The 21,011-nt window shown below is 73.7% G+C and carries 18 protein-coding genes; 12 read left to right on the top strand and 6 right to left on the bottom strand.

Going from position 1 to position 21,011, the window contains the following annotated elements; translation table 11 throughout:
* Positions 1-4: 4 nt before the first annotated feature.
* Positions 5-751 carry a hypothetical protein gene (locus ACIA8Q_RS00305; protein WP_360217242.1) on the top strand — a complete coding sequence of 249 codons (747 nt, stop codon included), beginning with the start codon at positions 5-7 and terminating at the stop codon, positions 749-751.
* 27 nt (positions 752-778) lie between these two features.
* On the opposite strand, the gene ACIA8Q_RS00300 is transcribed toward ACIA8Q_RS00305, so the two are convergent.
* Positions 779-1,084: a GNAT family N-acetyltransferase gene (locus ACIA8Q_RS00300; protein ID WP_360217245.1), complete on the bottom strand. Its 306-nt coding sequence runs from the start codon at positions 1,082-1,084 to the stop codon at positions 779-781.
* 59 nt (positions 1,085-1,143) lie between these two features.
* Positions 1,144-1,527, bottom strand: a complete 384-nt coding sequence (locus tag ACIA8Q_RS00295) for an ASCH domain-containing protein (protein WP_396316482.1) — start codon at positions 1,525-1,527, stop codon at positions 1,144-1,146.
* 323 nt (positions 1,528-1,850) lie between these two features.
* On the opposite strand from ACIA8Q_RS00295, the gene ACIA8Q_RS00290 reads away from it, so the two are divergent.
* The 3 genes from ACIA8Q_RS00290 (at position 1,851) to ACIA8Q_RS00280 (ending at position 6,808) form a co-directional block, all read left to right on the top strand.
* A complete protein-coding gene (locus ACIA8Q_RS00290) occupies positions 1,851-4,079 on the top strand; it encodes a tetratricopeptide repeat protein (RefSeq protein ID WP_360217250.1) in 2,229 nt (742 codons plus the stop codon).
* Between the two features lie 297 nt (positions 4,080-4,376).
* Entirely contained in the window at positions 4,377-5,702 is a 1,326-nt protein-coding gene (locus ACIA8Q_RS00285) for a peptide ligase PGM1-related protein (RefSeq protein WP_360217253.1), read from the top strand.
* Positions 5,699-6,808 carry a zinc-binding alcohol dehydrogenase family protein gene (locus ACIA8Q_RS00280; RefSeq protein ID WP_396316481.1) on the top strand — a complete coding sequence of 370 codons (1,110 nt, stop codon included), beginning with the start codon at positions 5,699-5,701 and terminating at the stop codon, positions 6,806-6,808. Before ACIA8Q_RS00285 ends, ACIA8Q_RS00280 begins: the two co-directional genes overlap by 4 nt.
* Before the next feature lie 140 nt (positions 6,809-6,948).
* Here the strand turns inward: ACIA8Q_RS00280 and ACIA8Q_RS00275 are convergent, their stop codons facing one another.
* The 3 genes from ACIA8Q_RS00275 to ACIA8Q_RS00265 all read right to left on the bottom strand — a co-directional run bounded on the left by ACIA8Q_RS00275 (position 6,949) and on the right by ACIA8Q_RS00265 (position 9,771).
* On the bottom strand, positions 6,949-7,479 hold the full coding sequence (locus ACIA8Q_RS00275; protein ID WP_360217259.1) for a MaoC family dehydratase: 531 nt from the start codon (positions 7,477-7,479) through the stop codon (positions 6,949-6,951).
* Between the two features lie 17 nt (positions 7,480-7,496).
* Positions 7,497-8,732 carry an aminotransferase class I/II-fold pyridoxal phosphate-dependent enzyme gene (locus tag ACIA8Q_RS00270; RefSeq protein ID WP_360217262.1) on the bottom strand — a complete coding sequence of 412 codons (1,236 nt, stop codon included), beginning with the start codon at positions 8,730-8,732 and terminating at the stop codon, positions 7,497-7,499.
* A gap of 160 nt (positions 8,733-8,892) precedes the next feature.
* Entirely contained in the window at positions 8,893-9,771 is an 879-nt protein-coding gene (locus ACIA8Q_RS00265) for a CoA ester lyase (RefSeq protein ID WP_360217265.1), read from the bottom strand.
* A gap of 383 nt (positions 9,772-10,154) precedes the next feature.
* On the opposite strand from ACIA8Q_RS00265, the gene ACIA8Q_RS00260 reads away from it, so the two are divergent.
* The 7 genes from ACIA8Q_RS00260 to ACIA8Q_RS00230 all read left to right on the top strand — a co-directional run bounded on the left by ACIA8Q_RS00260 (position 10,155) and on the right by ACIA8Q_RS00230 (position 18,827).
* A complete protein-coding gene (locus ACIA8Q_RS00260; RefSeq protein ID WP_396316480.1) occupies positions 10,155-12,107 on the top strand; it encodes a hypothetical protein in 1,953 nt (650 codons plus the stop codon).
* 585 nt (positions 12,108-12,692) lie between these two features.
* Positions 12,693-13,772 carry an inosamine-phosphate amidinotransferase 1 gene (locus ACIA8Q_RS00255; protein ID WP_360217270.1) on the top strand — a complete coding sequence of 360 codons (1,080 nt, stop codon included), beginning with the start codon at positions 12,693-12,695 and terminating at the stop codon, positions 13,770-13,772.
* 217 nt (positions 13,773-13,989) lie between these two features.
* Entirely contained in the window at positions 13,990-16,050 is a 2,061-nt protein-coding gene (locus ACIA8Q_RS00250) for a phosphocholine-specific phospholipase C (RefSeq protein WP_396316479.1), read from the top strand.
* Between the two features lie 157 nt (positions 16,051-16,207).
* Positions 16,208-17,188: a S8 family serine peptidase gene (locus ACIA8Q_RS00245; RefSeq protein ID WP_360217276.1), complete on the top strand. Its 981-nt coding sequence runs from the start codon at positions 16,208-16,210 to the stop codon at positions 17,186-17,188.
* The gene (locus ACIA8Q_RS00240) at positions 17,185-17,400 is read left to right on the top strand and encodes a hypothetical protein (protein ID WP_360217279.1); all 216 of its coding nucleotides are present in this window, start codon (positions 17,185-17,187) and stop codon (positions 17,398-17,400) included. Before ACIA8Q_RS00245 ends, ACIA8Q_RS00240 begins: the two co-directional genes overlap by 4 nt.
* A 75-nt stretch (positions 17,401-17,475) precedes the next feature.
* Entirely contained in the window at positions 17,476-18,435 is a 960-nt protein-coding gene (locus ACIA8Q_RS00235; RefSeq protein ID WP_360217282.1) for a hypothetical protein, read from the top strand.
* Between the two features lie 122 nt (positions 18,436-18,557).
* On the top strand, positions 18,558-18,827 hold the full coding sequence (locus ACIA8Q_RS00230; RefSeq protein WP_396316478.1) for a hypothetical protein: 270 nt from the start codon (positions 18,558-18,560) through the stop codon (positions 18,825-18,827).
* Between the two features lie 105 nt (positions 18,828-18,932).
* On the opposite strand, the gene ACIA8Q_RS00225 is transcribed toward ACIA8Q_RS00230, so the two are convergent.
* Positions 18,933-19,439: a hypothetical protein gene (locus tag ACIA8Q_RS00225; RefSeq protein WP_360217288.1), complete on the bottom strand. Its 507-nt coding sequence runs from the start codon at positions 19,437-19,439 to the stop codon at positions 18,933-18,935.
* A 463-nt stretch (positions 19,440-19,902) separates the two neighbouring features.
* On the opposite strand from ACIA8Q_RS00225, the gene ACIA8Q_RS00220 reads away from it, so the two are divergent.
* Positions 19,903-20,955: a DNA polymerase IV gene (locus ACIA8Q_RS00220; protein WP_360217291.1), complete on the top strand. Its 1,053-nt coding sequence runs from the start codon at positions 19,903-19,905 to the stop codon at positions 20,953-20,955.
* Positions 20,956-21,011: the final 56 nt, after the last annotated feature.

The following is a 21,011-nucleotide window of genomic DNA, read 5'->3' as shown; positions in this document are numbered from 1 at the left end:
GGCCGTGATCGAGTTCCCCGGCTTCGCCACCCTGCTGGCCCGCCTGCTGGACCACCGCGGTCTGGCGCCCGCCGACCTGGCCGGGCAGGCCGGGGCCGCCGAGCCCGAGGTGGCCGCGCTCCTCGCCGGCGCCGGGCCCGATCCGGTGCTGCTGCGCCGGCTCGCGCCCGCGCTCGGCCTGGACGCCGCCGACCTCTTCGAGCTCGCCGCCCTCCCGCTGCCGGAGGACCTCGCCCCGGCCGGCGGCATGGCCACCACGTCGATCACCGGCGTGATGCGCTTCGCCCTCGCGCTGCCGCCCGAGGCGCGGGCCGAACTCCGTTCCCACGTGGCGGGGTTGCCGTCCGCCCGGCAGCGCGGACGGATCGAGGGCCTGCCCGCCTCCGTGCCGTACCGGCACACGCCGGGGAACGTACTGATGCGGATGGTCGCCACCCGCAACCTCGGCTGGAACGGCACGGCGAAGGCCGTCCAGCTGCTGACCGGGCGGTCCCGGATGGCCACCGTCTACGGCCGGATCGCCGCCGACCAGACCGAGTTGACCCCGGACCTCGTCGCCGACCTCGCGGTCGTCCTGGCCCTGCCCGCGGCGGACCTCGCCGCGCTCCTCGGCCTCCCGCTGCCCGAGGACGCGCCGGCGCCGGGCGAGGCCGTCCGGGACACCGCCCTGCTGCTCCGGGACCTCCGGCGGCTGGGCGTCGAGCAGTTGCGCGAGGCCGAGGACCTGGCCAGGTCCCTGCCGCCCGCCTGAGCCCCGGGCGCAGGGGCCGGGCGGCGGTCAGAGGCCGAAGCGGGCGCGGTGGGTGGCGGGGACGAGGTCGGCGTACTCGGGGTGCTTGGTGATCCACCCGCGGATGAAGGGGCAGTAGGGCAGGACGGCGAGCTGCTGGTCGCGGGCGGCGTCGAGGGCGGCGCGGGCGAGTCGGCTGCCGAGTCCGCGGCCCTCGAAGCGGGGGTCGATCTCGGTGTGGATGAAGGCGATCTCGTCGCCGGAGCGGTGGTACTCGGCGAAGCCGGCGAGCTCGCCGTCGTCGGTGATCTCGAACCGGGACTGCGCGGCGTTGTCGTTGACGGACTGCTCCATGGTTCCTCCTCGGGTGCGGCTGACCGCCTGGTCGGTGCCCCTTGATCATAGTTGAAGAATCAACATTTGTCGCCGTCGACCAGCCGGAAGGCCAGACAGACCACCTCGGTGTCGTCCTCGACCACGCTGCCCAGGCGGCCCCAGTAGCGGCGGTGACCGGCGCGCCAGTCGTCCAGCGAGGTGAAGCCCTCGCCCTCGGCCCGGGCGTGCTCCCAGGCCACCGCCGCGAAGGACGTCACCTCGATGCCGGTGATCTCGATGACGGCGACGAGCCGCCCCCGGACGTCCAGCAGCGCCAGCCGCTCACCAGGGTGCTCCAGGTCCTCGGCCTGCGCGGCGTAGTCCGCCAGCAGCCCGGTGGTGGTCGTCTTCCTCCCCTCCAGCACCAGCGCGTTCAGCTCGACCCGCATCCCGTCCGGCGTACCCAGCTCCATCGAACGCATGCCGTTCACCCGCGGCCACATCGTCGATCCACTCCTCTCCGGCGACCCTGCGGACGGATCGTCACGCCCCGACGATAGGAGCAGCGGACCACCGCGACCGGCAGGATCCGCCGGACGGGCCGTCGCCCGCCGCGGCGCGGCTCAGCGCTACCACCCGCCCGCGCCGGGCCGCAGCACCATGAAGCCGTCGAGCGGGGTGAATCCGAGAGCCCCGACCTCACGGACGGAGCACCTGGGCTCCGCCGACCGTGCCGGGGTACTCGCGAAATGGCCACGTACCGCCTGCCCGTTGGCCTAGCGTGGGCGTCGGGGAGGGAGTACTCATGGACAACCACATCAGTGGCGGGATCTTCTTCGGTACGGTCGTGCAGGGTCGGCGAGTGAAGATCACCCTTCCGCGTGTGATCACCCCTTCGCTGCAGGGGCTGCCCAGGCGTGGCCAGCTGTTCTCCGGGCGAAGTGACGAACTTGCTGAGGTCGTCCAAGAGTTGCAACGCGTTCCGGTGACGTCGATCGTCGGGATGCCCGGGGTAGGCAAGACCGCGTTGGCAGTGGAGGCCGCGTGGCGGGCCTGGAAGGACAAGGGCCTGTTCTCCGGTGGAGTGCTCTTCGTCGAACTGCACGGCTACGACGACCATCACCGGGTTTCGACCCACCAGGCGCTGGTGCAGTTGCTCCATGCGCTGAGCATTCCGGACGAGCACATCTCGAAGGACCCGAAGAGCGAACAGGAGTTGACCAGGCTCTACCGCTCGGTGCTAGCGGCCTACGCCGAACAGGAACGGCGCCTGCTGGTCGTGGTGGACGACGCCTCGGACGATGACCAGGTCGGTCCGCTGCTGCCCAACGACGACTACCATGGCGCATTGGTTACCTCACGGCACAAGCTGGTGCTCAGCGGGACACGTCTGCACCTGCGGCCACTCGACACGGATTCGGCGGTCGAGCTGATCCGTCGTGTCCTGCAGGAGATCAAACCGGTCGACCGGAGGGTGGACGGTGACCGTGCCTCGGCCGAAAGGATCGCCGACCTGTGCGGCTACCTGCCGCTTGCACTCTGGATCTCGGCGGCCCTGCTGGCCGATATCTCCGACAGGCCACTCGCGGAGTTCGCCGCCCAACTCGCCGAGGCCCACCAGCGACTCAACGCGCTGGCGCGCGACGAGCGCACTGTCAGGGCCGCCTTCGACCTCTCGTACCAGCGCTTGGACCGCGAACAGGCCCGGCTGTTCGGGCTGTTGGCGCTCAATCCGGGCCCGGACATATCCACTGAGGCGGCCGGGCAACTGGCGGGCACGCGAGCTGACCGGACGCTCGAGTCGCTTGCCCGGGCGCACCTGATCGAGGCTCCACGGTGGGGTCGCTGGGCCTTCCACGACCTGGTCCGGCTCTTCGCGGAGGAACGAGCCGTCAACGCTCCCGCTGGAGAACTCTCCGAGGCGCGGAACCGGCTGAACTCCTACTACGTGGAAACGGCCCTGGCGGCCGCGCTCAACCTCAATGACACCGTCGCGACCAGTAACGACGGCCCGTTTACACGCTTCCTGGGCGCACCGGACCGGGGCATTGCCTGGCTGGACGATGAGTACCTCAACCTGTTGGCCGCGGCCGTCCGTGCCAACGCGGACAGACACGCTGGGCTCTCCCTGATCCTGCCGGTCGCGTTGGGCGGCTACCTTCGGCTTCGTCGAGTCCTGCCCCAGTGGACCGAACTCCTGGAACGGGCAGTTCGGGCCGGGAAGTCACTCGGCGAGGTGGACACCACCGGCATCGCACTCGATCTTCTTGCCCTCGCCTTACAGCAGGAGGGGCGTCTGGAGGAAGCAGCCGTCGCGGCACGTCGCGCCGTGAAGTCGCTCCGCAAGGCGCGCGAGAAATTCCGGGAGAACGCCGCACTGAGCCACCTCGCCGCGATTCTGGCGGATCAGGGCCAGTACGAGGAAGCCGCCCGGATCCTTCGGAACACCGTGGACCGGTTGAAGGAGGAAGGCGGCGGAGGGATGACCAATAGGGCCCACGCTCTGAAGGACCTCGGTGAGGTCTTGTTGCGGTTGGGACGGTATGAGGAAGCAGAGAAGTTCAGTGCGGAGGCCGCGGACTGTTTCGATCGGGTGGTGAGGGACGAGGTCTCGGAGGCCGAGGCACTGCTGTGTCGCGGTTCGGCCATGTTCACTCTGGGCAATCCGGCAGCCCCCCTCTACCTTCACCGGGCGAGTGAGCACTTCCGCAAGCACGGGAATCTGGTGGGTCTGGCTGCGACGCTGAACGTGTACGGTTGTGCCACTTGGAGCTTTGGTCATCACGATCAGGCAGTTGAGATTCTGTGCGAGGCCGCCGACTGCGCCGCGGAGGCCGGCAACGACGCCATCCGGGCCCAGGTGGTCGACAACCTGGTATCGGCTTACACGGCTCTCGGCCGGCCGGAGCAGGCGGCCCGGCTGGCTCTGGTGCACGGAGCGCGAGCCCTGACAGCGGAGCCTCGTCCCCCAACGCCGCGCGCTCCGGACGGTGGCAGACGGTGGCGCTTCGGGTGGCTTTCCAGACACCGCTGAGCGGTCCTCCCGGATGGAACCCGCGGCTGGCCCGAACCGACGTCATGGTCCGCCGACCGCTGCGAGCCATGAGTGGTCCCACGTGATCGGGGCGATCGTCAACCTCCCGACCGACGTGCAGACGCCCGCGCCGGAATCGGCCCGGGGAGGGGCGGCCCGGTTGTTCGGCGTTTTTGTTCAATGACCGAGGGCCGAACCAGAACAACCCCGGTGCGCTACATCTGTAGCGCACGCCCCACCCGTGACGTGCGACGGACCAGGGCCGCAACAGCGCCGAACCCCGGGAGAGTTCACCAGATGACGACGCTCTGCATCGCGAACAACCGCACCGAGGAAATGGTCGGCGACCTCACCGGGATGGAGCGGCTGGAGCAGCTGTTCGCCGGTTGCGGGGCCCAGCGGATGCTCTGGTGGGCCGAGGACGGCGACGTGCTGGTGCTGCCCTGGGGGCCCGACCCCGAGTACCTGGCGTACGTCACGGGGCTGACCGGCGTGCGCGCCGGGAGCCTGACCTTCGTGGTGCCGCCGCCGGGCGCCCAGGGGGACCAGGTGCTCACCACGGACCGCCTGACCCACCCGGACTTCCGGGCCGAGCTGCGCCGGGCCCTGGACGGGCGCACCCTCGACCGGGTGCTGGCGATCTCTCCGAACGGGGCCGTGGCCGAGCTGGCGGCGGCGCTCGGCGCGGCGCACGCGATGCCGGGGCAGGCCTTCGCCCTGCAGGGCGGCAACGCCATCGTCAACAGCAAGGCCGGGTTCCGGGCGCTGGCCGCCGGCGCCGGGGTGCCGATCCCGCCCGGGACGGTCGCCGGCTCGCCGGCCGAGGTCGAGGCCGCCGTCGAGGGCCTGCTGGCGCAGGGGCACAGCGTGATGGTGAAGGTCGAGTACCAGGCGGGCGGCTTCGGCAACGAGATCCTCAGCCGGGACGAACGGGTCGACCCGGCGGGCGCGGAGCGGGTCGTGCCGCTGCCGGACCGGGCCGCGGTGGCCGGCTACGTCGCGCAGCGCTGGGAGTGGCTCACCGGCGGGCGCGGGCAGCGGGTCGTGGTGGAACGGTTCTTCGCCGACTCCGCGCCGCTGTACGCCCAGTTCGACCTCGACGACGAGGCCGTGGTGCTGGCCGGCTGCGGCGAGATGGTGATGCAGCCGGTGGTGATCGGCGAGATCACCCCGCCGGTCACCCCGGACCCCGCGACGCTGGCCGAACTGGTCGACCAGGGAGCCCGGTTGTGCGAGTCGCTGCGGACGATCGGCTACCGGGGCACGGTCAGCGCGGACGCCGTGCTGACGCCCAAGGGCGAGATCTACTTCCACGAGACCAACGGGCGGCTCACCGGCTCCAGCCACCTGCACGACGCCTACGTCGGCCGCCTGCTGCGCCCGGAGCACCGCGGCTCGCGCTACCTGCTGGAGCTGGCGGGCCTGAAGGTGCCGTCCTTCGCCGGGGCGGTGGCCGCGATCGGGGACGCCGGGCTGGCCTTCGACGCGCGGACCGGCACCGGCGTGGTGTACAGCTGCGACTTCTCCCCGGCGGACGGCTCGGTGATGTACTGCGTGATCGCCGAGGACCCGGAGGCCGCCCGCACCCTCGAGGCGCGGCTGCTCGCGCTGTTCGCGGCGTGAGCCGGGTGGACGGGGTGGACGGGGTGGACGGGGCGGACCGCGTGGACCGGGTGAGCCCCGACGGCCCCGTGAGCCCAGGGAGCGCCGAGAGCACCGCGAGCGGCGAGCACGATGAGCACGACGGGCACGACGCACGCCCCGCGGCCCCCGGTGGGATGCGTGCGGCGGTGATCCACCGCTACGGCGGGCCCGAGGAGTTCCGCACCGAGACCCTGCCGGAACCGGTGGCCGGCCCCGGTCAGGCGCTGGTCGACGTCACCCTGGCCGGGCTCAACTACGCCGACCTGCACTGCCGCACCGGCGAGTACGCGCGGTACCCGCTGCCGGCGGTGCTCGGCGCGGACGTGGTGGGCCGGCGGCGCCGGGACGGCCGGCGGGTCGCCGCACTGCTGCGCGAGGGCGGCGGGTACGCCCGCGTCGCCCGCGTCGAGGAGGCGTTCACCGTCGAGGTGCCGGACGCCGTCGGGGACGCGCAGGCGCTGGCCCTGCTGGAACAGGGCGCGACGGCCTACGGCGCGCTGACCCTGCTGGGCCGGCTGCGCCCGGGCGAGACCGTCGCCGTGACGGCGGCGGCCGGCGGGGTCGGGCACCTGGTGGTGCAGCTCGCGAAGGAGCTGGGGGCGGGCCGGGTCGTCGGTCTCGCCTCCACGCCGGCCAAGCGGGAGTTCGTCCGCTCGCTGGGCGCGGACCGGGCCCTGGACCCGGCGGACCCCGGGCTGCCCGAGCAGCTCGCCGAGTCGGGCGGGGTGGACCTGTTCGTGGACCTGGTCGGCGGGCCGCTGCTGCGCACCGGCTTCGACCGGCTGGCGCCGTTCGGCCGGGTGCTGTCCGTCGGTGCGCGGGGCGGCCCGGAGGAGAGCTTCGCGGTGGACGAGCTGGCGGACCGCTCGGCGGGGGTGCTGGCGTTCTGGCTCGAGCACGTCCTGGCGGACCGGGTGCTGTTCGCCGGCATCGCCGAGCGGCTGTTCGGGCTCGCCGAGCAGGGGCGCCTGGTGGCGCGGATCGACCGCACGGTGCCGCTGACCGGTGTCGCCGGGGCGCACCGGGCGCTGGCCGCGCGGGAGACGATGGGCAAGGTGCTGGTAAACGTGCACCGGGAGGGCTGAGGGCTCGGCGGCGCGTCCGCCGGGTCGCCGCGGGCCGGGCCCGGCACGGAGCTCCGTGCCGGGCCCGACGCCTCTGCGTCCGACCGCGTCCTACCGCGTCCGACCGCGAGCGGAAGGCCCGGCCCGTCGCCCTGCGGGGCTCAGTACCCGGCGACCTCGTCCAGGCCGTGGCCGCGCAGCGGCACCAGGAAGCTGCGCTCGAAGACCACCACGACCTCGCCGGTCGACTTCGTCCCGGTGGTGCGGCAGCTGACGATGCCCTGTCCGGGACGGCTGCCGGAGAGCCGGGTGGCGAGGGTCTCGGTCTCCGCGTAGAGGGTGTCGCCGGTGAACACCGGGTTGGTCATGCGGATGTTCTCCCAGCCGAGGTTGGCGATGGTGCGCCCGCTGGTGGAGCGGGCGGTCATCCCGCCGACGATGCTGAGCGTCACCAGGCTGGAGACGATCGGGCGCTTCCACGGCGTGTGCTCGCTGTAGGCGGCGTCGATGTGCAGCGGGGCGTCGTTCATGCTCAGCATGCTCATCAGGACGTTGTCCAGCTCGGTGACGGTCCGCCCGGGGCGGTGCTCGACCACCTCGCCGACCGTGAACTCCTCGTAGTAGCGCCCGACCACCTCGCGGTAGCGGTGCTCGCCGATCCGCCGGTACCCGGCGAACTCGGATCCGTCCATGGTGGGTCTCCCGGGTTCTAGAGGTCGGCGGTGAGTTCCTTGACGTGGCCGGCGAACTCGCGGATCAGCCGCTCGTCCATGTCGGCGCGCATCATCAGGCGCAGGCCGGCCTCGCCCTTGGGCACGATCGGGAAGAAGACCGCCGAGCTGTAGAAGCCGCGCTCGAAGAGCTGGGCGGACAGCTTGACGGCCTGGTCGGCGTCGCCGACGTCGACCCGGCGCACCGGCAGGCCGTTGCCCGCGAAGGTGGTCGGCAGCAGCTCGTCGAAGAGGTCGATGTTGCGGTTCAACCGGGCCTGGAGATCGGCCAGTTCGGGAGAGCGGTGGATGGACGCGGCGCCCAGTGAGGCGCCGACCAGCGGCAGCGCGACGTTCTGCGACCACCCGACCGGTCCGGCGTGCCGGTGCAGGAACTCGAACTGCTGGCGGTTGCCGAGCATCGCGACGCCGCCGCCGGTGCCGAAGCCCTTGCCGAGGCTCGCCACGATCACCGTGAGCGGGTTCATCTCCAGCCGGGAGCGGACGAAGCCCTCACCGCGCTCGCCCATGATGGAGAGCGAGTGGGAGTCGTCGATGTAGAGGAAAAGCCCGTAGCGGTCCTGGAGTTCGAGCAGGCCGTCGAGGGCCGCGGCGCCGCCCATGGAGTAGGCGCCGTCGGCCACGTAGGCGACCCGTGGGTACTTGCGGCAGATGTCCTCGAGGTAGTTCAGGTCGTTGTGCGGGCAGGTCAGCACCATCGACTCGTCGGCGCAGATCGGCTTCACGTACGCCATGCAGAAGTGGCAGAAGCGGTCGAAGACCATCACCCGGGGGCCGCCGCCGCCCTGACAGGTGCCGTCCAGGTGGCCGGAGGCGATCAGCGGCAGGATGCCGGCGGTGAGCGAGGTGCAGGACGCGCCGGGCAGGATGTGCGCGCCGAACAGCTCGCCGAGCTCCTCCTCCAGGCGCACCAGCAGGTTGTGCCGGATCCGGGTGGTGGAGGTGACCAGCCACGTGCTGCGGGACTCGGCGAGCGCGTCCACCGCGCCGGCCGCGACGGTCGGGTGGTTGTTCAGGCCCAGGTAGGCGCAGGAGACCATGTTGGCGAACTCGTGGCCGGTCTCGCGGACGATCAGCCGGTTGTTGGACTCCGAGTCCACCGTGATGCCGATCAGGCCGTGGGCGGCGGCCGCCTGCCAGACCGGGTCGGCGGTGGCGAGCATGGCCTCGGCGTTGCGGTAGCGGCGCGGGCCCAGGATCGATTCTTCGGTCATCGTCACTTCTCCGTCGGGTGGTTCGGGTGGCTCGGGTGTCGGCCGCGCTCGGCGCGGTCCTGCGGATGGTGCGGTGAGCGGGGCCCGGCCGGGGGCGTCCGCCCGGTCGGGGCGCGTCGTGGGGTCGGGGCGGGCCGCCCGGTCGGGGCGCGTCGTGCGGTCAGGGTGAGTCGTCCGGTCGGAGCGGGCCGTCCGGCCGGGGCGGGTCGAACTCCTCGATCAGCCGCTGCGAGGCCTCGAAGAACGGCATGCCGACCATCACCCCGTCCACCACGGTGACCGAGCGGCCGTTCTCCAGGCCCGCCGCGACCACCCGGCGGGCGTGCGCGAGCAGTTCCTCGCCGGGGCTGAAGGTCTCGTTGATCAGCGGGAGCTGGCTCGGGTGCACGGCGATCTTTCCGCTGAAGCCGAAGTCCCGGGCCAGCCCGGCCTCCTGCCGCAGCCCGGCCAGGTCGGCGACGGCGAAGAACGGGGCGTCCATCGCCTCCACCCCGGCGGCTCGGGCACTGTTGACCACCCGGGCGCGGGCGTGCGCCAGGGCCGCCCAGGAACGGCTGGCACCGACCGCGAAGGCGTAGTCGGCCGATCCGAAGACCAGCCCGCGCAGCCGGTGCCCGGCGGCCGCGATGGCGGTGGCGTTCTCGATGCCCAGCGGCGTCTCCACGACGGCGAGGAACGCCGTGTCCGGGCAGTCCGCGCCGAGCGCGCCGGCCGCGATCTCGACGTCCCGGGCGGACTCCACCATCGGGATCAGCACGATGTCCGGCTTGACCCGGTACCGGGTGATGGCGATCAGGTCGCGCAGACCGTCGGGCCCGGAAAGGGTGTTGATGCGGACCGCGCTGCGCGCGAGCTTGGTGGACGGGAGGGTGAAGAACTCCTCGGCCAGCCGGCGGGCCTCCTCCTTCCGGGTGGGTGGGACCGAATCCTCCAGGTCGACCATGGCGATGTCGGCCCCGGACTGGTGGCTCTTGGTGTACCGCTCCACCGCCATCGCGGGTGTGGACAGGAGGGAACGGCAGTACCGCGTGAACTTCATGGATGTCTCCGAAGTCAGCGAAGGCTGCGGGTCCCGGTTCTATCCCACCGCCATTGTTCGGCGCCGCAGGGCTGGACATTGAACATCAACTCGGAACAACCGACCCGCAGGCACCATTGTTCGGCGCCAACCGCCCTGTGCATGATGAATCACGGGGGATGGACAGGAGACACGCGTGAGACGCGTGGGCGCGCAAATGTGGTCAGGACACCGCTTCAACGGAGAAGGGGGCCGTAGTGCCGCGTCGGGAGAGTCCACTGGACCCTGGGGACGGACCGCTGCTGCGGTTCGCGGGTGATCTGCGAGCCCTGCGGGAGCGGGCCGGGAGCCCGCCGTACCGTCAACTCGCCGTTCGGGCGCACTGTTCGGCGGCCAGTCTGTCGGTGGCCGCGGGAGGCCGCCGGCTGCCCAGTCTCGCCGTCACCCTCGCCTACGTGCAGGCCTGCGGCGGGGACGTGCGGGAGTGGCAGCACCGCTGGCAGCTGCTCGCCGCCGAGATCGCCGCCGACACGGCCGCCCGCCGGCGCGCCCAGGACGCCGGGCGGGCCCCCTATCCGGGCGCGGCGGCGTTCGAGGCGGCCGACGTCGAGCGGTTCTTCGGGCGCGAGGTGCTGCTCGACCGCCTGGTGGGGCTGCTCGACGAACGGCGGCTGGTGGTCGTCACCGGTCCGTCCGGCGTGGGCAAGTCTTCGCTGGTCAGGGCCGGCCTGCTGGCCCGGCTCGGGGTGCCGGCCGGGTCCGGCGCCGGGGCGGTCCGCGCCGGTGGCCCTGGGTCCGGCGGGCTCCCGGGCCAGGCGGCCGCGTCCGGCCGGGGCGGGGCGGCGGTCCGGCCGGTGCCCGGTACCGGGGCGCCGGTGGCGCTGCTGTCACCCGGCGACCGGCCGATGGAGGCGTTCGCGCTCGCGCTCGCCCGGCTCGGGCAGCGGGTCGGGGAGGCGGCGCGCGGCGGTTCCGGGCCGTCCGGCGGGGATCCGGTGCTGGTGGTCGACCAGGGGGAGCAGTTGCACACCCGGTGCCGGGACCCCCGCGAGCGGGCCCGGTTCCTGGACGCCCTGGTGGCGACGGCCGCGGGCGCCCCGTCGGAGGCGCTGACCGGTCTGCCGGTCGAGCCGCCGGCGCGCTGCCGGGTGGTGCTGGTGGTCCGCTCGGACCGCAGCGCCGCGCTGTTCGCCGAGCACCCCGGGCTGGCCGGCGCCGGTCGGCACGCGGTGCTGGCGGTCGGGCGTCCGGCACCGGACGAGCTGCGCCGGGCGATCACCGAACCGGCGTTACGGGCGGGCTGCACCGTCGAGGGCGCGCTGCTGGCCGTCCTGATCTCGGCCGCCGCTCAGCAGCCGGGTGCGCTCCCGCTGCTGTCGGCGGCCCTGCTGGAGACCTGGCGGCGGCGCAGCGGCAACGCCCTGACGCTGGCCGGGTTCCAGGCCACCGGGGGGTTCGAGGGCGCGCTGGCCCGGACGGCGGAGGCCCTGTTCAACGGGCTGGACGCGGCGGACCGGACGCGGGCGCGGGCGGTGTTCCTGCGGCTGGGGGTGGAGCTGCTGAGCGGGGTGGAGGCCGCGCCCGTCGGCGGAGCGGTGCAGACGGGGGCGCCGGCCCCGGTGGACGGGCTGCTCCCGGCGGGCGGGCCGGCCCTGGGCAGCGGGATCACCTCCGGCGGCGAGTTCGTGCCGGGCGGTGGGTTCGGCCCCGCTGGCGGGTTCACCGCGGGAAGCGGGTTCACCACCGGCGGATTCGCGTCAGGAGGCGGGTTCGCGCCAGGAGCAGGGGTCGGGTTCGCGCCAGGCGGCGGATTCGCCGGCACCGGCGGGTTCGTCTCCGGTGGGTTCGCCTCCGGCGGGTTCGGCTCCGGTGGCGAGACGACGAGCAGGCGGCCCGTCCGCCGGGCCGAGTTCGACGACCCCGGAGTGCCGGAGGTGCTGGAACGGCTGGTCCGCGCACGGCTCGTGGTGGTCGACCGGGACACCGTCGAGCTGTCCCACCACGCGCTCCCGCAGGCGTGGCCCAGGCTGCGCGGATGGCTGGCCGAGGGCCGGGAGGCGCTCGGCGAACAGCGCAGACTCACGGCGGCCGCGCGCGGGTGGGCGGCCGCCGACCGGGACCCGGAACTGCTCTACCGCGGCGTGCGCCTGGAGGAGGCCCGTCGGCGGATGGCGGCCGGCGAGCTGGCCCCGGCCGGGGTGGAACGCGCCTTCCTGGCGGCCTCGGCGCGGGCGGCGGCCGACGACCGGCGCCGGGCGCAGCGCCAGAACCTCGCGGTCGCCGGGTTCGCGGCGGCCGGTGGAGCGCTGCTGGCGCTGGCGGGTGGCAGCCGGATCCGGCGGGCCTGGCGGTGGTGACCGCGGCGGCGCACCCCGGCCCCGCCCGGGCCGGCTCCGGGCGGGCCCCGTCCGGGCGTTGATCGGCCTCGGGGCGGGGAGAGCTGAACAACCGCCCCGATCAAACGACGGGCGGTCGCGGCGGCGCGGGGGCGGCGATCACGTCCTTGCGCCGCCGTCGGCCCGGCCGGTAGCTTGACGGTCGATCCCGGGCCCGTCGAACGGTGAATTCGGCTGCCCGATCGACGATTTCCCGTTCCGCCGTGGTCGGCCGGAGGCGTTCCGGCGATCGGTCCGGACCGATTCCGCGACCGGCCCGACCGGTTCGGCTCCCTGCGCCGCGGCCGGCCCGCGACGTGCGGCGCCCGGCCGACTTCGCCGTCGCGCCGCCGGTGGTCGCGTCGCGTCGTCCACCGGCGGCGCGGAATCCCGCCGTTCTCCTCCGTACCCGCCGTATCCCGCTTTTTCGCACCGCATTCCGTGGTCCCCGCCGCTCGTCGCCGTTCCCGGCGTTCCCGCGTTCCCGCCGCTTTCGCCGCTTTCGTGCTGCTCGCCGTTCCGCCGTTTCCGCGTTCCGTTTCCCGAAACCCGTGTCAAGGGGGAGTCATGTCCAATTCGGCCCGTCCGGTCCACAGTTGGGACGAGTTCAGCACGCTGCGCGAGGTGGTGGTCGGCAGCGCGGTCGGCGCCCGGCTGCCCGAGCAGTCCGAGCCGTCCTCGTGGCTGTCCTGCTTCCCGAAGACCAGCGCCGCCGACCTCGCCTCGATCGAGGTCGGCCCCTACTCACAGCAGGTCGTCGAGGAGACCGAGGAGGACCTGGACGCCCTGGTGGCCACCCTGCGCGGTCTCGGCGTCACCGTCCACCAGCCCGAAGTCATCGACCACGCGGCCGCGTTCGCCTCCCCCTACTGGGCGGCCGACGGTGGCTTCCACTCCTACTGCCCGCGCGACCTGACGCTCGTGATCGGCGAGACGGTGATCGAGGTGGCCAGCCCGATGCGGCAGCGCTACTTCGAGGTGTTCGGACTGCGCGGCCTCTTCCAGGACTACCTGCGCCGCGGCGCCCGCTGGCTGGCCGCCCCCCGCCCGCAGCTCAGGGACGAGCTGTTCGAGTACGACGCCGACGGGCTGCCGCTGCTCGGTGAGGCCGAGCCGGTCTTCGACGCCGCGAACGTGCTGCGGCTCGGCCGGGACGTGTTCTACCAGGTCTCCCGCAGCGGCAACGAACTGGGCCTGCAGTGGCTGGAGTCGACGCTCGGACTGCTCGGTGACGGCGGCCTGCGGCTGCACCCGCTGCGCGACATCTACGGCTACACCCACATCGACAGCACCATCGCGCTGCTGCGCCCGGGGCTGGTGCTGCTCAACCCGGAGCGGGTCACCCCGGAGACCGTGCCGGCCCCGCTGCGGAACTGGGACATCCTGTGGTGCCCGCCGGCCGAGCCCACCGGGGAGGCGCCCGAGCACTCGCTGAGCGAGAGCTGGATCAGCATGAACCTGCTGATGGTCTCCCCGGACACGGCGATCGTGGAGTCGGGTCAGGAGAGCCTGATCAAGCTGCTGGAGCACGCGGGCATCACGGTGCTGCCGCACCGGCTGCGGCACTCGCGGGTGCTGGGCGGCGGCTTCCACTGCGTGACCCTGGACATCCGGCGGGACGGCGGGCTGGAGGACTACCTGTCCTGACCCGGACGGCACGGACGCCGGGGCGGGGGGTGAGCGGGCGGCGGGGTGCGGGCGGCGGGACCGCCACCCGCACCCCGACCGTAGATGTCCGTACAACTTCAGGCATTCGTCTGCCGTACAGCGGGCAGTCATGAACGGTCCGCCGGGCGGCACCCCGTACCCGCTGTTCTTGGGGGGCCCGTCCTCCACCCCTTCGTGACCCGCGGAGTCGTCCCCCATGGCTGAGCTGAACCGCCGCCGTTTCCTCCAACTGGCCGGCGCGACCGTCGCCTTCTCCTCCCTCTCGGAAAGCATCGCCCGTGCCGCCGCCATCGCCCCGGCGGGGAGCACCGGCACCATCCAGGACGTCGACCACATCGTCGTGCTGATGCAGGAGAACCGTTCGTTCGACCACTACTTCGGCGCGATGAAGGGCGTCCGCGGCTTCGGCGACCCGCGCCCGGTCACCCTGCCGAGCGGCAAGTCGGTGTGGCACCAGACGGACAGCGCCAAGAAGGAGGTGCTGCCGTTCCGCCCGCAGGTCAGCGACCTCGGCATGCAGTTCGTCCAGGACCTCAACCACGACTGGGCCGGCGGCCACAAGGCCTTCAACAACGGCAGGTACGACCAGTGGGTCCCCGCCAAGACGGCCACCACGATGGCCTACCTGACCCGCGACGACATCCCGTTCCACTACGCGCTCGCCGACGCCTTCACCCTCTGCGACGCCTACCACTGCTCCTTCATCGGCTCCACCGACCCGAACCGCTACTACATGTGGACGGGCTACACCGGCAACGACGGCACCGGCGGCGGCCCGGTCCTCGGCAACCAGGAGGCCGGCTACGGCTGGACGACCTACCCGGAGCGCCTGGAGAAGGCCGGGATCTCCTGGAAGGTCTACCAGGACATCGGCGACGGCCTGGACGCGGCCGGCTCCTGGGGCTGGATCGGCGACGCCTACCGCGGCAACTACGGCGACAACTCGCTGCTCTACTTCACCAACTACCGCAACGCCAAGCCGGGTTCCCCGCTCTACGACAGGGCCCGCACCGGTACGAACGCCAAGGCGGGCGACGGCCTGTTCGACCAGCTGAAGCGGGACGTCCAGGCCGGCACGCTGCCGCAGGTCTCCTGGATCGCGGCGCCCGAGGCGTTCACCGAGCACCCCAACTGGCCCGCGAACTACGGCGCCTGGTACGTCTCCCAGGTCCTGGACGCGCTGACCTCCAACCCCGCCGTGTGGGCCCGCACCGCGCTGTTCATCACCTACGACGAGAACGACGGCTTCTTCGACCACGTGGTGCCGCCGTTCCCGCCCTCCTCCGCCTCCCAGGGGCTGTCCACCGTGTCGACCACGGCGGACTACTTCGCCGGGAACGCCGGCAACGCGGCCGGCCCGTACGGCCTCGGCCAGCGCGTCCCGATGCTGGTCGTCTCGCCGTGGAGCACCGGCGGGTACACCTGCTCGGAGACCTTCGACCACACCTCGATCATCCGCTTCATGGAGCGCCGCTTCGGCGTGGCCGAGCCCAACATCTCGCCCTGGCGGCGGGCGATCTGCGGCGATCTGACCACCGCCTTCGACTTCACCGCCTCGAACCCGGCGCCGGCGGCGCTGCCGTCCACCGCCCGCTACCTCCCGCCGGACCGCAACCGGCACCCCGACTACGTCCCCACCCCGCCCGCCACCGGCACCATGCCGCGGCAGGAGGCCGGCACCAAGCCCACCCGCCCGCTCAAGTACGCGCCCTACGTGGACGGTTCGGCCGACACCGGCACGGGCAAGTACCGGCTCACGTTCAGTGCCGGCGCCGCGGCCGGCGGCCAGTTCCTGACGACCTCGGCCAACCGCACCGACGGCCCGTGGACGTACACCGCGGAGGCGGGCAAGACGATCGCGGACGCCTGGAACACCACGTACTCCAAGGGCGTCACCGACCTGACCGTCCACGGCCCCAACGGCTTCCTGCGCCGCTTCCGCAACCCCGGCAAGACCGCCGGGCCCGAGGTCACCGCGCGCCACAACCCGACCACCGGCAACCTCGACCTGACCCTGACCAACGCGGGCACGGCGGACGCGGTCCTCACCGTCACCAACGCCTACGGCGGCACGCCACGCACCGTCACCGTCCGCCCGGGCGCCACCGTCGCCCACACCGTCGACCTCGGCGGCTGCCGCAACTGGTACGACGTCACCGTCACCTCCAGCGCCACCGCGGACTTCGTGCGCCGGCTGGCCGGGCACGTGGAGACCGGGGCGCCGGGCCTGTCCGACCCGGGCATCATCACCTCCTGACACCGGGCGGCCGGAGCCTTCCCCGTTCCGCCGTCACTGTCCGTCAACCCCCCTCCGCCACTGTCCGTCAACGCCGGTGCGGGCCCCTCGGGCCCCGGCACGTCCCGCCCACGCGGCCGGACGTGCCGGGGCCCGAGGCCCGTCCTACCGTAGGAACATGGGCACGATCCGTACGGAAACCGTCTCCGGCGGTGCCCGGCGGTCCCGGATCGACGAGCCGTCGAGCGCATCGCGCACCGGGGGCGCGAGCCCGTTGGACCTGGTGACCCTCGGGGCCCTGATGGCCCGCTCCCGGGGGCGGCCGGAGACCGTGGTGGCCCTGCTGGACGGTCCGGTCGCCCTCGGGCACCCGGGCCTGCGCGGCGGAAGCCTGCGCCGACTCCCCGGCGGCACCCCGGTGGGGTGCGCCGAACCGGGGAGCGAGCAGTGCCGGCACGGCACCTTCGTCGCCGGCCTCCTGGCCGCACGACGCGGCACGGCGGCGCCCGGTATCTGCCCGGACTGCACCCTGCTGGTGCGGCCCGTCTTCGCCGAACCCGGGCAGCCGGGCGCCGCCGCGCCGCGGACCGACCCCGACCAGCTCGCCGAGGCGCTCGCGGCCGTCGTGGACGCCGGTGCCCGGGTGGTGAACATCAGCGCGGACCTCAGCTGGTCGGCGGTGCGGGACGGCCGGGCGCTGACCGGAGCCCTGGACCACGCGGCCCGGCGGGGAGTGATCGTGGTGGCCGCGGCCGGCAACCAGGGCGTGGTCGGCAGCTCGGTGCTCACCCGCCACCCCGCGGTGATCCCGGTCGCCGCCTGTGACCGCCACGGCCGCCCGGCGCCCTACTCCAACCTCGGCGCCACGATCGGGCGTTCGGGTCTGAGCGCCCCCGGCGAGGGCCTCCTCGGTCTGGCCACCGGCGAGCGCCAGCCGCCGATCAGGGGCACCAGCGTCGCCGCGCCCCTGGTGACGGGCGCCGTCGCCCTCCTGTGGTCCGAGTTCCCGCGGGCCGGCGCGGCCGACGTCCGCCGGGCGCTGTGCGACGCCGCCCGCTCCCGCCGGACCCTCTGGCCGGCCCTGCTGGACGCCTCGCGCGCCCTGGACCGGCTGGCGGCCCGGACCGGTGTGACGACCACCGCGAGGAGGCCCTCATGACCGACCGCGCACCGGCCGCCCCCGAGCCGGCCCGGAAGCAGGACCGGCCCAGGATGCGACTGCCCGGGTTCCTCACCGACGAGGACGTCGGCCTGGGGGACGTCATCAAACGCGCGACCTCGACGGTCGGCATCCGGCCCTGCGGAGGCTGCCGCCGGCGCGCCGAGACGCTCAACCGGTGGGTGGGCTTCCGCGGCCGCTCGCCGCGGTGAGCACCCGCCGGCGCAGGACCGAGGAACACAGCCGATTCCGCAGCAGACGGTTCCGCAGCAGAAGGGAGTGGACCGATGGAGGAGTCCAGCACCGAGCGCACGGCAACAGAGCTGATCGACGAACCCGCGGGAGCGGACGGTACGAGTGGCCCAGGGGCGCGGGCGGGCGAGACCGCCGAGGTGGTCCCCGTGTCCGTCGCCGCCGCGGAACCGACCCCGGCCGGCTGCCCCGGCTGCGGCGGAACGGACCCGTTCCGGGCCGGGTCCGCACACGTCTACGCGGTGGGGCGCATCGAACCGCGCTTCCCCACCCTGGGAGCGGAGAAGGAGTTCGCCCAGGTCACCGGCCGGTCCGAGGTCACCGGGCTGACCGACCGGGAGGCCCTGCAGGCCGTCCTCGCCCAGCCCGGGAACCGTTACCTGGCACGGCAGTTGTGCTGGGTGCTGACCATCCAGGGGCTGGAGACCTACCTGCTGTACCCCCGCGACCCGCTGGACCTCTCCCAGCTGGTCGAGGCCGTCCGCCCGAGGCCCGACCCGGGTGACCTCGACGTCGTCATCGGCACGGCCGGGCCGATCGCCCCGCCGGAGGCCTGCAACGGGCTGGCGGTGCCGGTGGTGGCCTTCGACCAGATCTACTCCTTCGACCGCCGGACGCTGCTCGGCAGCCTGCCGGTGCCGGACGGCCAGGACGAGGACCGCTACCGCTCGACCGCGGAGGAGGTGCTGGACCTGGTCCTGCAGCTCTCCGACAACGCGGGCGCCGCCGACGAGCACCGGGCCGTCAACTACCTGGCCGTCCGGTACCCGGCGGTCTACGCGCGCGCGGCCGAGGCGTTCGGCCGCAACCAGTCCCTGGCCGCGGTCGAGGTCCGGCCGTCGCGGATGGGCGGGGGCGGCCGGACGATCGTGGACGTGGTCTTCTCCTACACCGGTCGCGACACGGACGTCACGGAGAAGGCCTTCGTCCGGGTCGACGTGACCGAGCGGTTCCCCTTCCTGGTCACCCGGCTCCAGCCGTACTTCGAGCGCTGACGACGGTGAAGGAGGCCGCTGGGCGGAGCCAGGAGCCAGGAGCCAGGAACCAGGAGCGACGAGCGAGGAGCGAGGCACGAACGGGACAGAGGACGAACCGAACCAGTGAGAGGAGAAGCGTCATGCTTCCAGGTTTCACGGCTGACCGGGCGACGGCGGTGACGCGCGGTCACTACCGGGGGAGCGGCCGCAGCACCATCGCAACCGCCGGCACCGAGGTGCCCGCCGTCCACCGGGCGGCCGTGCAGGGCGCGTACGGCGGCACGTGGTGCATGGGTGGGGTGATCACCGTCGTCACCGTGGACCGGGACGACGAAGGGAGGGTCACCGGCTGGCACAACGTCGACGAGATCGGCAGCTGCGAGCCGTCGGACGGCAGTTTCCCGATGTAGACGGCGCTACGGGCGGCCCTCGGGCAGCCGGGCGCGCAGTACCGCGGGTCCCCCCTGACAGGAGGTGTCAGGGGGGACCCGCAGTACTGCCGGGCCCGGTCGTCGCTACACGACGCACGGGGCCTCGCCGTAGGAGACGCTGCCGTCGTCACAGCTCACCTCGACCGGTGCGTAGCCCGGGCCGACGCAGATCCCGCCGCCGCTCGCGCCGCGCATGCACGACACGTCGTCCGCAGGGGCGCAGCCGCCGTACGAGTAGCTGCAGCCCGCCGGACGGACCAGCCCCTGAGGGGCGGATCCCCACGAGCTCCGGCCGGGCGTGCCGCGACGGCGCCAGGGCGCGGCGACCTGGGTCCCGCGGGGCACGGCGTACCGCAGGGCGCCCTCGTCGACGGGGAACCCGCCCGAGTCGCAGCAGGGGCAGCCCTCGGCGGTGATGCAGACGCAGTTGGGGATGCAGCCGAGCCCGGAAGCATTCAGCCCGGATCCGAGGGCCCGGGCCGGGGCCACCCCCCGGCCCCCGGACGGCGGGCCCTGGCGACGGGCGCCGGTGCGGTAGTACCCGCCCGGTGGGCCGAGCGACGACTCGGCGGCAAAGCCTGGCATGTTCATCGTGATTGCCTCCTCCCGGAGTTGTCCTCCGAGCAGCGTGAAGCGCTACCGGCCGGGTCGGGGTCGGCCGGTTGCACGGGCGGGCCGGTCGCGCGGTCGGGCCGCGGAGGTCGCGAGGGGCGCGGAGGCCGCGACGGGATCCGGCGGCGCTCCGGTGGCGATTCGGTGGCCGGGGCTGACACGGCCGGGGCTGTCGGGTCCGCCCCCGGAACGCGAGCCCTCCACTCCTCACGATAGGGAGCCCGGCACCCCGCGGCATCCCGGCCGCCGACCCCGCGCGGGCGCCCGCCCCACGGAGAGTGACGGTGCGCCGGACGGCCCGGCGGAGCAGCCCGTCCGGGCCTCGCCCCGGCCCCGTCCGGGCCTCACCCCGACCCCGTCCGGCCCGTGGTCCGACCTCACCCGGAGCGCCGTCGCGGACGCCGGGCCGCCGCCCCGGGGCGGTCGGCGGATACTGGAACCCGTGTCCGCGCACTGGGTGCTCCACGTGGACCTCGACCAGTTCATCGCCGCCGTCGAGGTCGCCCGCCGGCCGGAACTGCGGGGTCGGCCGGTGGTGGTCGGCGGCACCGGCGACCCGACCGCCCGGGGCGTGGTGTCCACCGCCTCGTACGAGGCGCGCGCCCACGGCGTCCACTCCGGGATGCCGCTGCGGCTGGCCGCCCGGCGCTGCCCGGAGGCGGTGTTCCTGCCCGTCGACGCGCCGGTCTACCGGGAGGCCTCCGAGCGGTTCACCGACACCCTGCGCCGCTTCCCCGCCGTGGTGGAGGTACTCGGCTGGGACGAGGCCTTCCTCGGCGCGGACACCGACGACCCCGAGTCACTGGCCGCCCGGATCCGGGCCGCGGTGCACGCCGGGACGGGCCTCTGGTGCTCGGTGGGGATCGGGGACAACCGGCTGCGCGCCAAACTCGCCACCGGCTTCGCCAAACCGACCGCCCCGGACGGGCCGCCCCCCGGGCACAGCTTCCGGCTCACCCGGGAGAACTGGGTGCCCGTGATGGCCGGGCGCCCGACCGACGCCCTCTGGGGCATCGGGGCCAGGACGGCCCGGAAGCTGGCCGACGCCGGCATCGGCACGGTCGCCGAGCTGGCCGCCGCGGACCCGGAGGAGCTGGCCGCCCGGTTCGGCCCCGTCACGGGCCCGTGGTACCGCGCGCTCGCCCACGGCGTCGGCGACACCGAGGTCAGCGACGCCCCGCACCGCGCGCGCTCGCACAGCCGGGAGACCACCTTCCAGCACGACCTGGTGGACCGCGCGGAGATCGCCCGCAACGTCACCGTGCTGGCCGGGCGGGTGGCCAGGGACGTCGAGGACGAGGGCCGGCCGGCCGTCCGGGTCACCGTGAAGGTCCGCTTCGCGCCGTTCCACACCCACACCCACGGCCTCGCCCTGGAGGCACCGACCAGCGATCCCGCCGAGATCACCCGCGCCGCGCTGGAGGCCCTGGAGCGCTTCGACCGGGACCGCCCGGTCCGGCTGCTCGGCGTCCGCGCCGAGCTCGGCGAGCCGTAGCAGCCGCGAGCCGCCCCGTCCGGCCCACGGGCTCACCGGCCCACGGGTCTACCGGC

It is taken from the genome of Kitasatospora sp. NPDC051705 (genome assembly GCF_044453265.1).
Taxonomy (GTDB): Bacteria; Actinomycetota; Actinomycetes; order Streptomycetales; family Streptomycetaceae; genus Kitasatospora.
The sequence above is the reverse complement of the archived record's forward strand: the minus strand, read 5'-3'. Positions and strand labels throughout refer to the sequence as shown.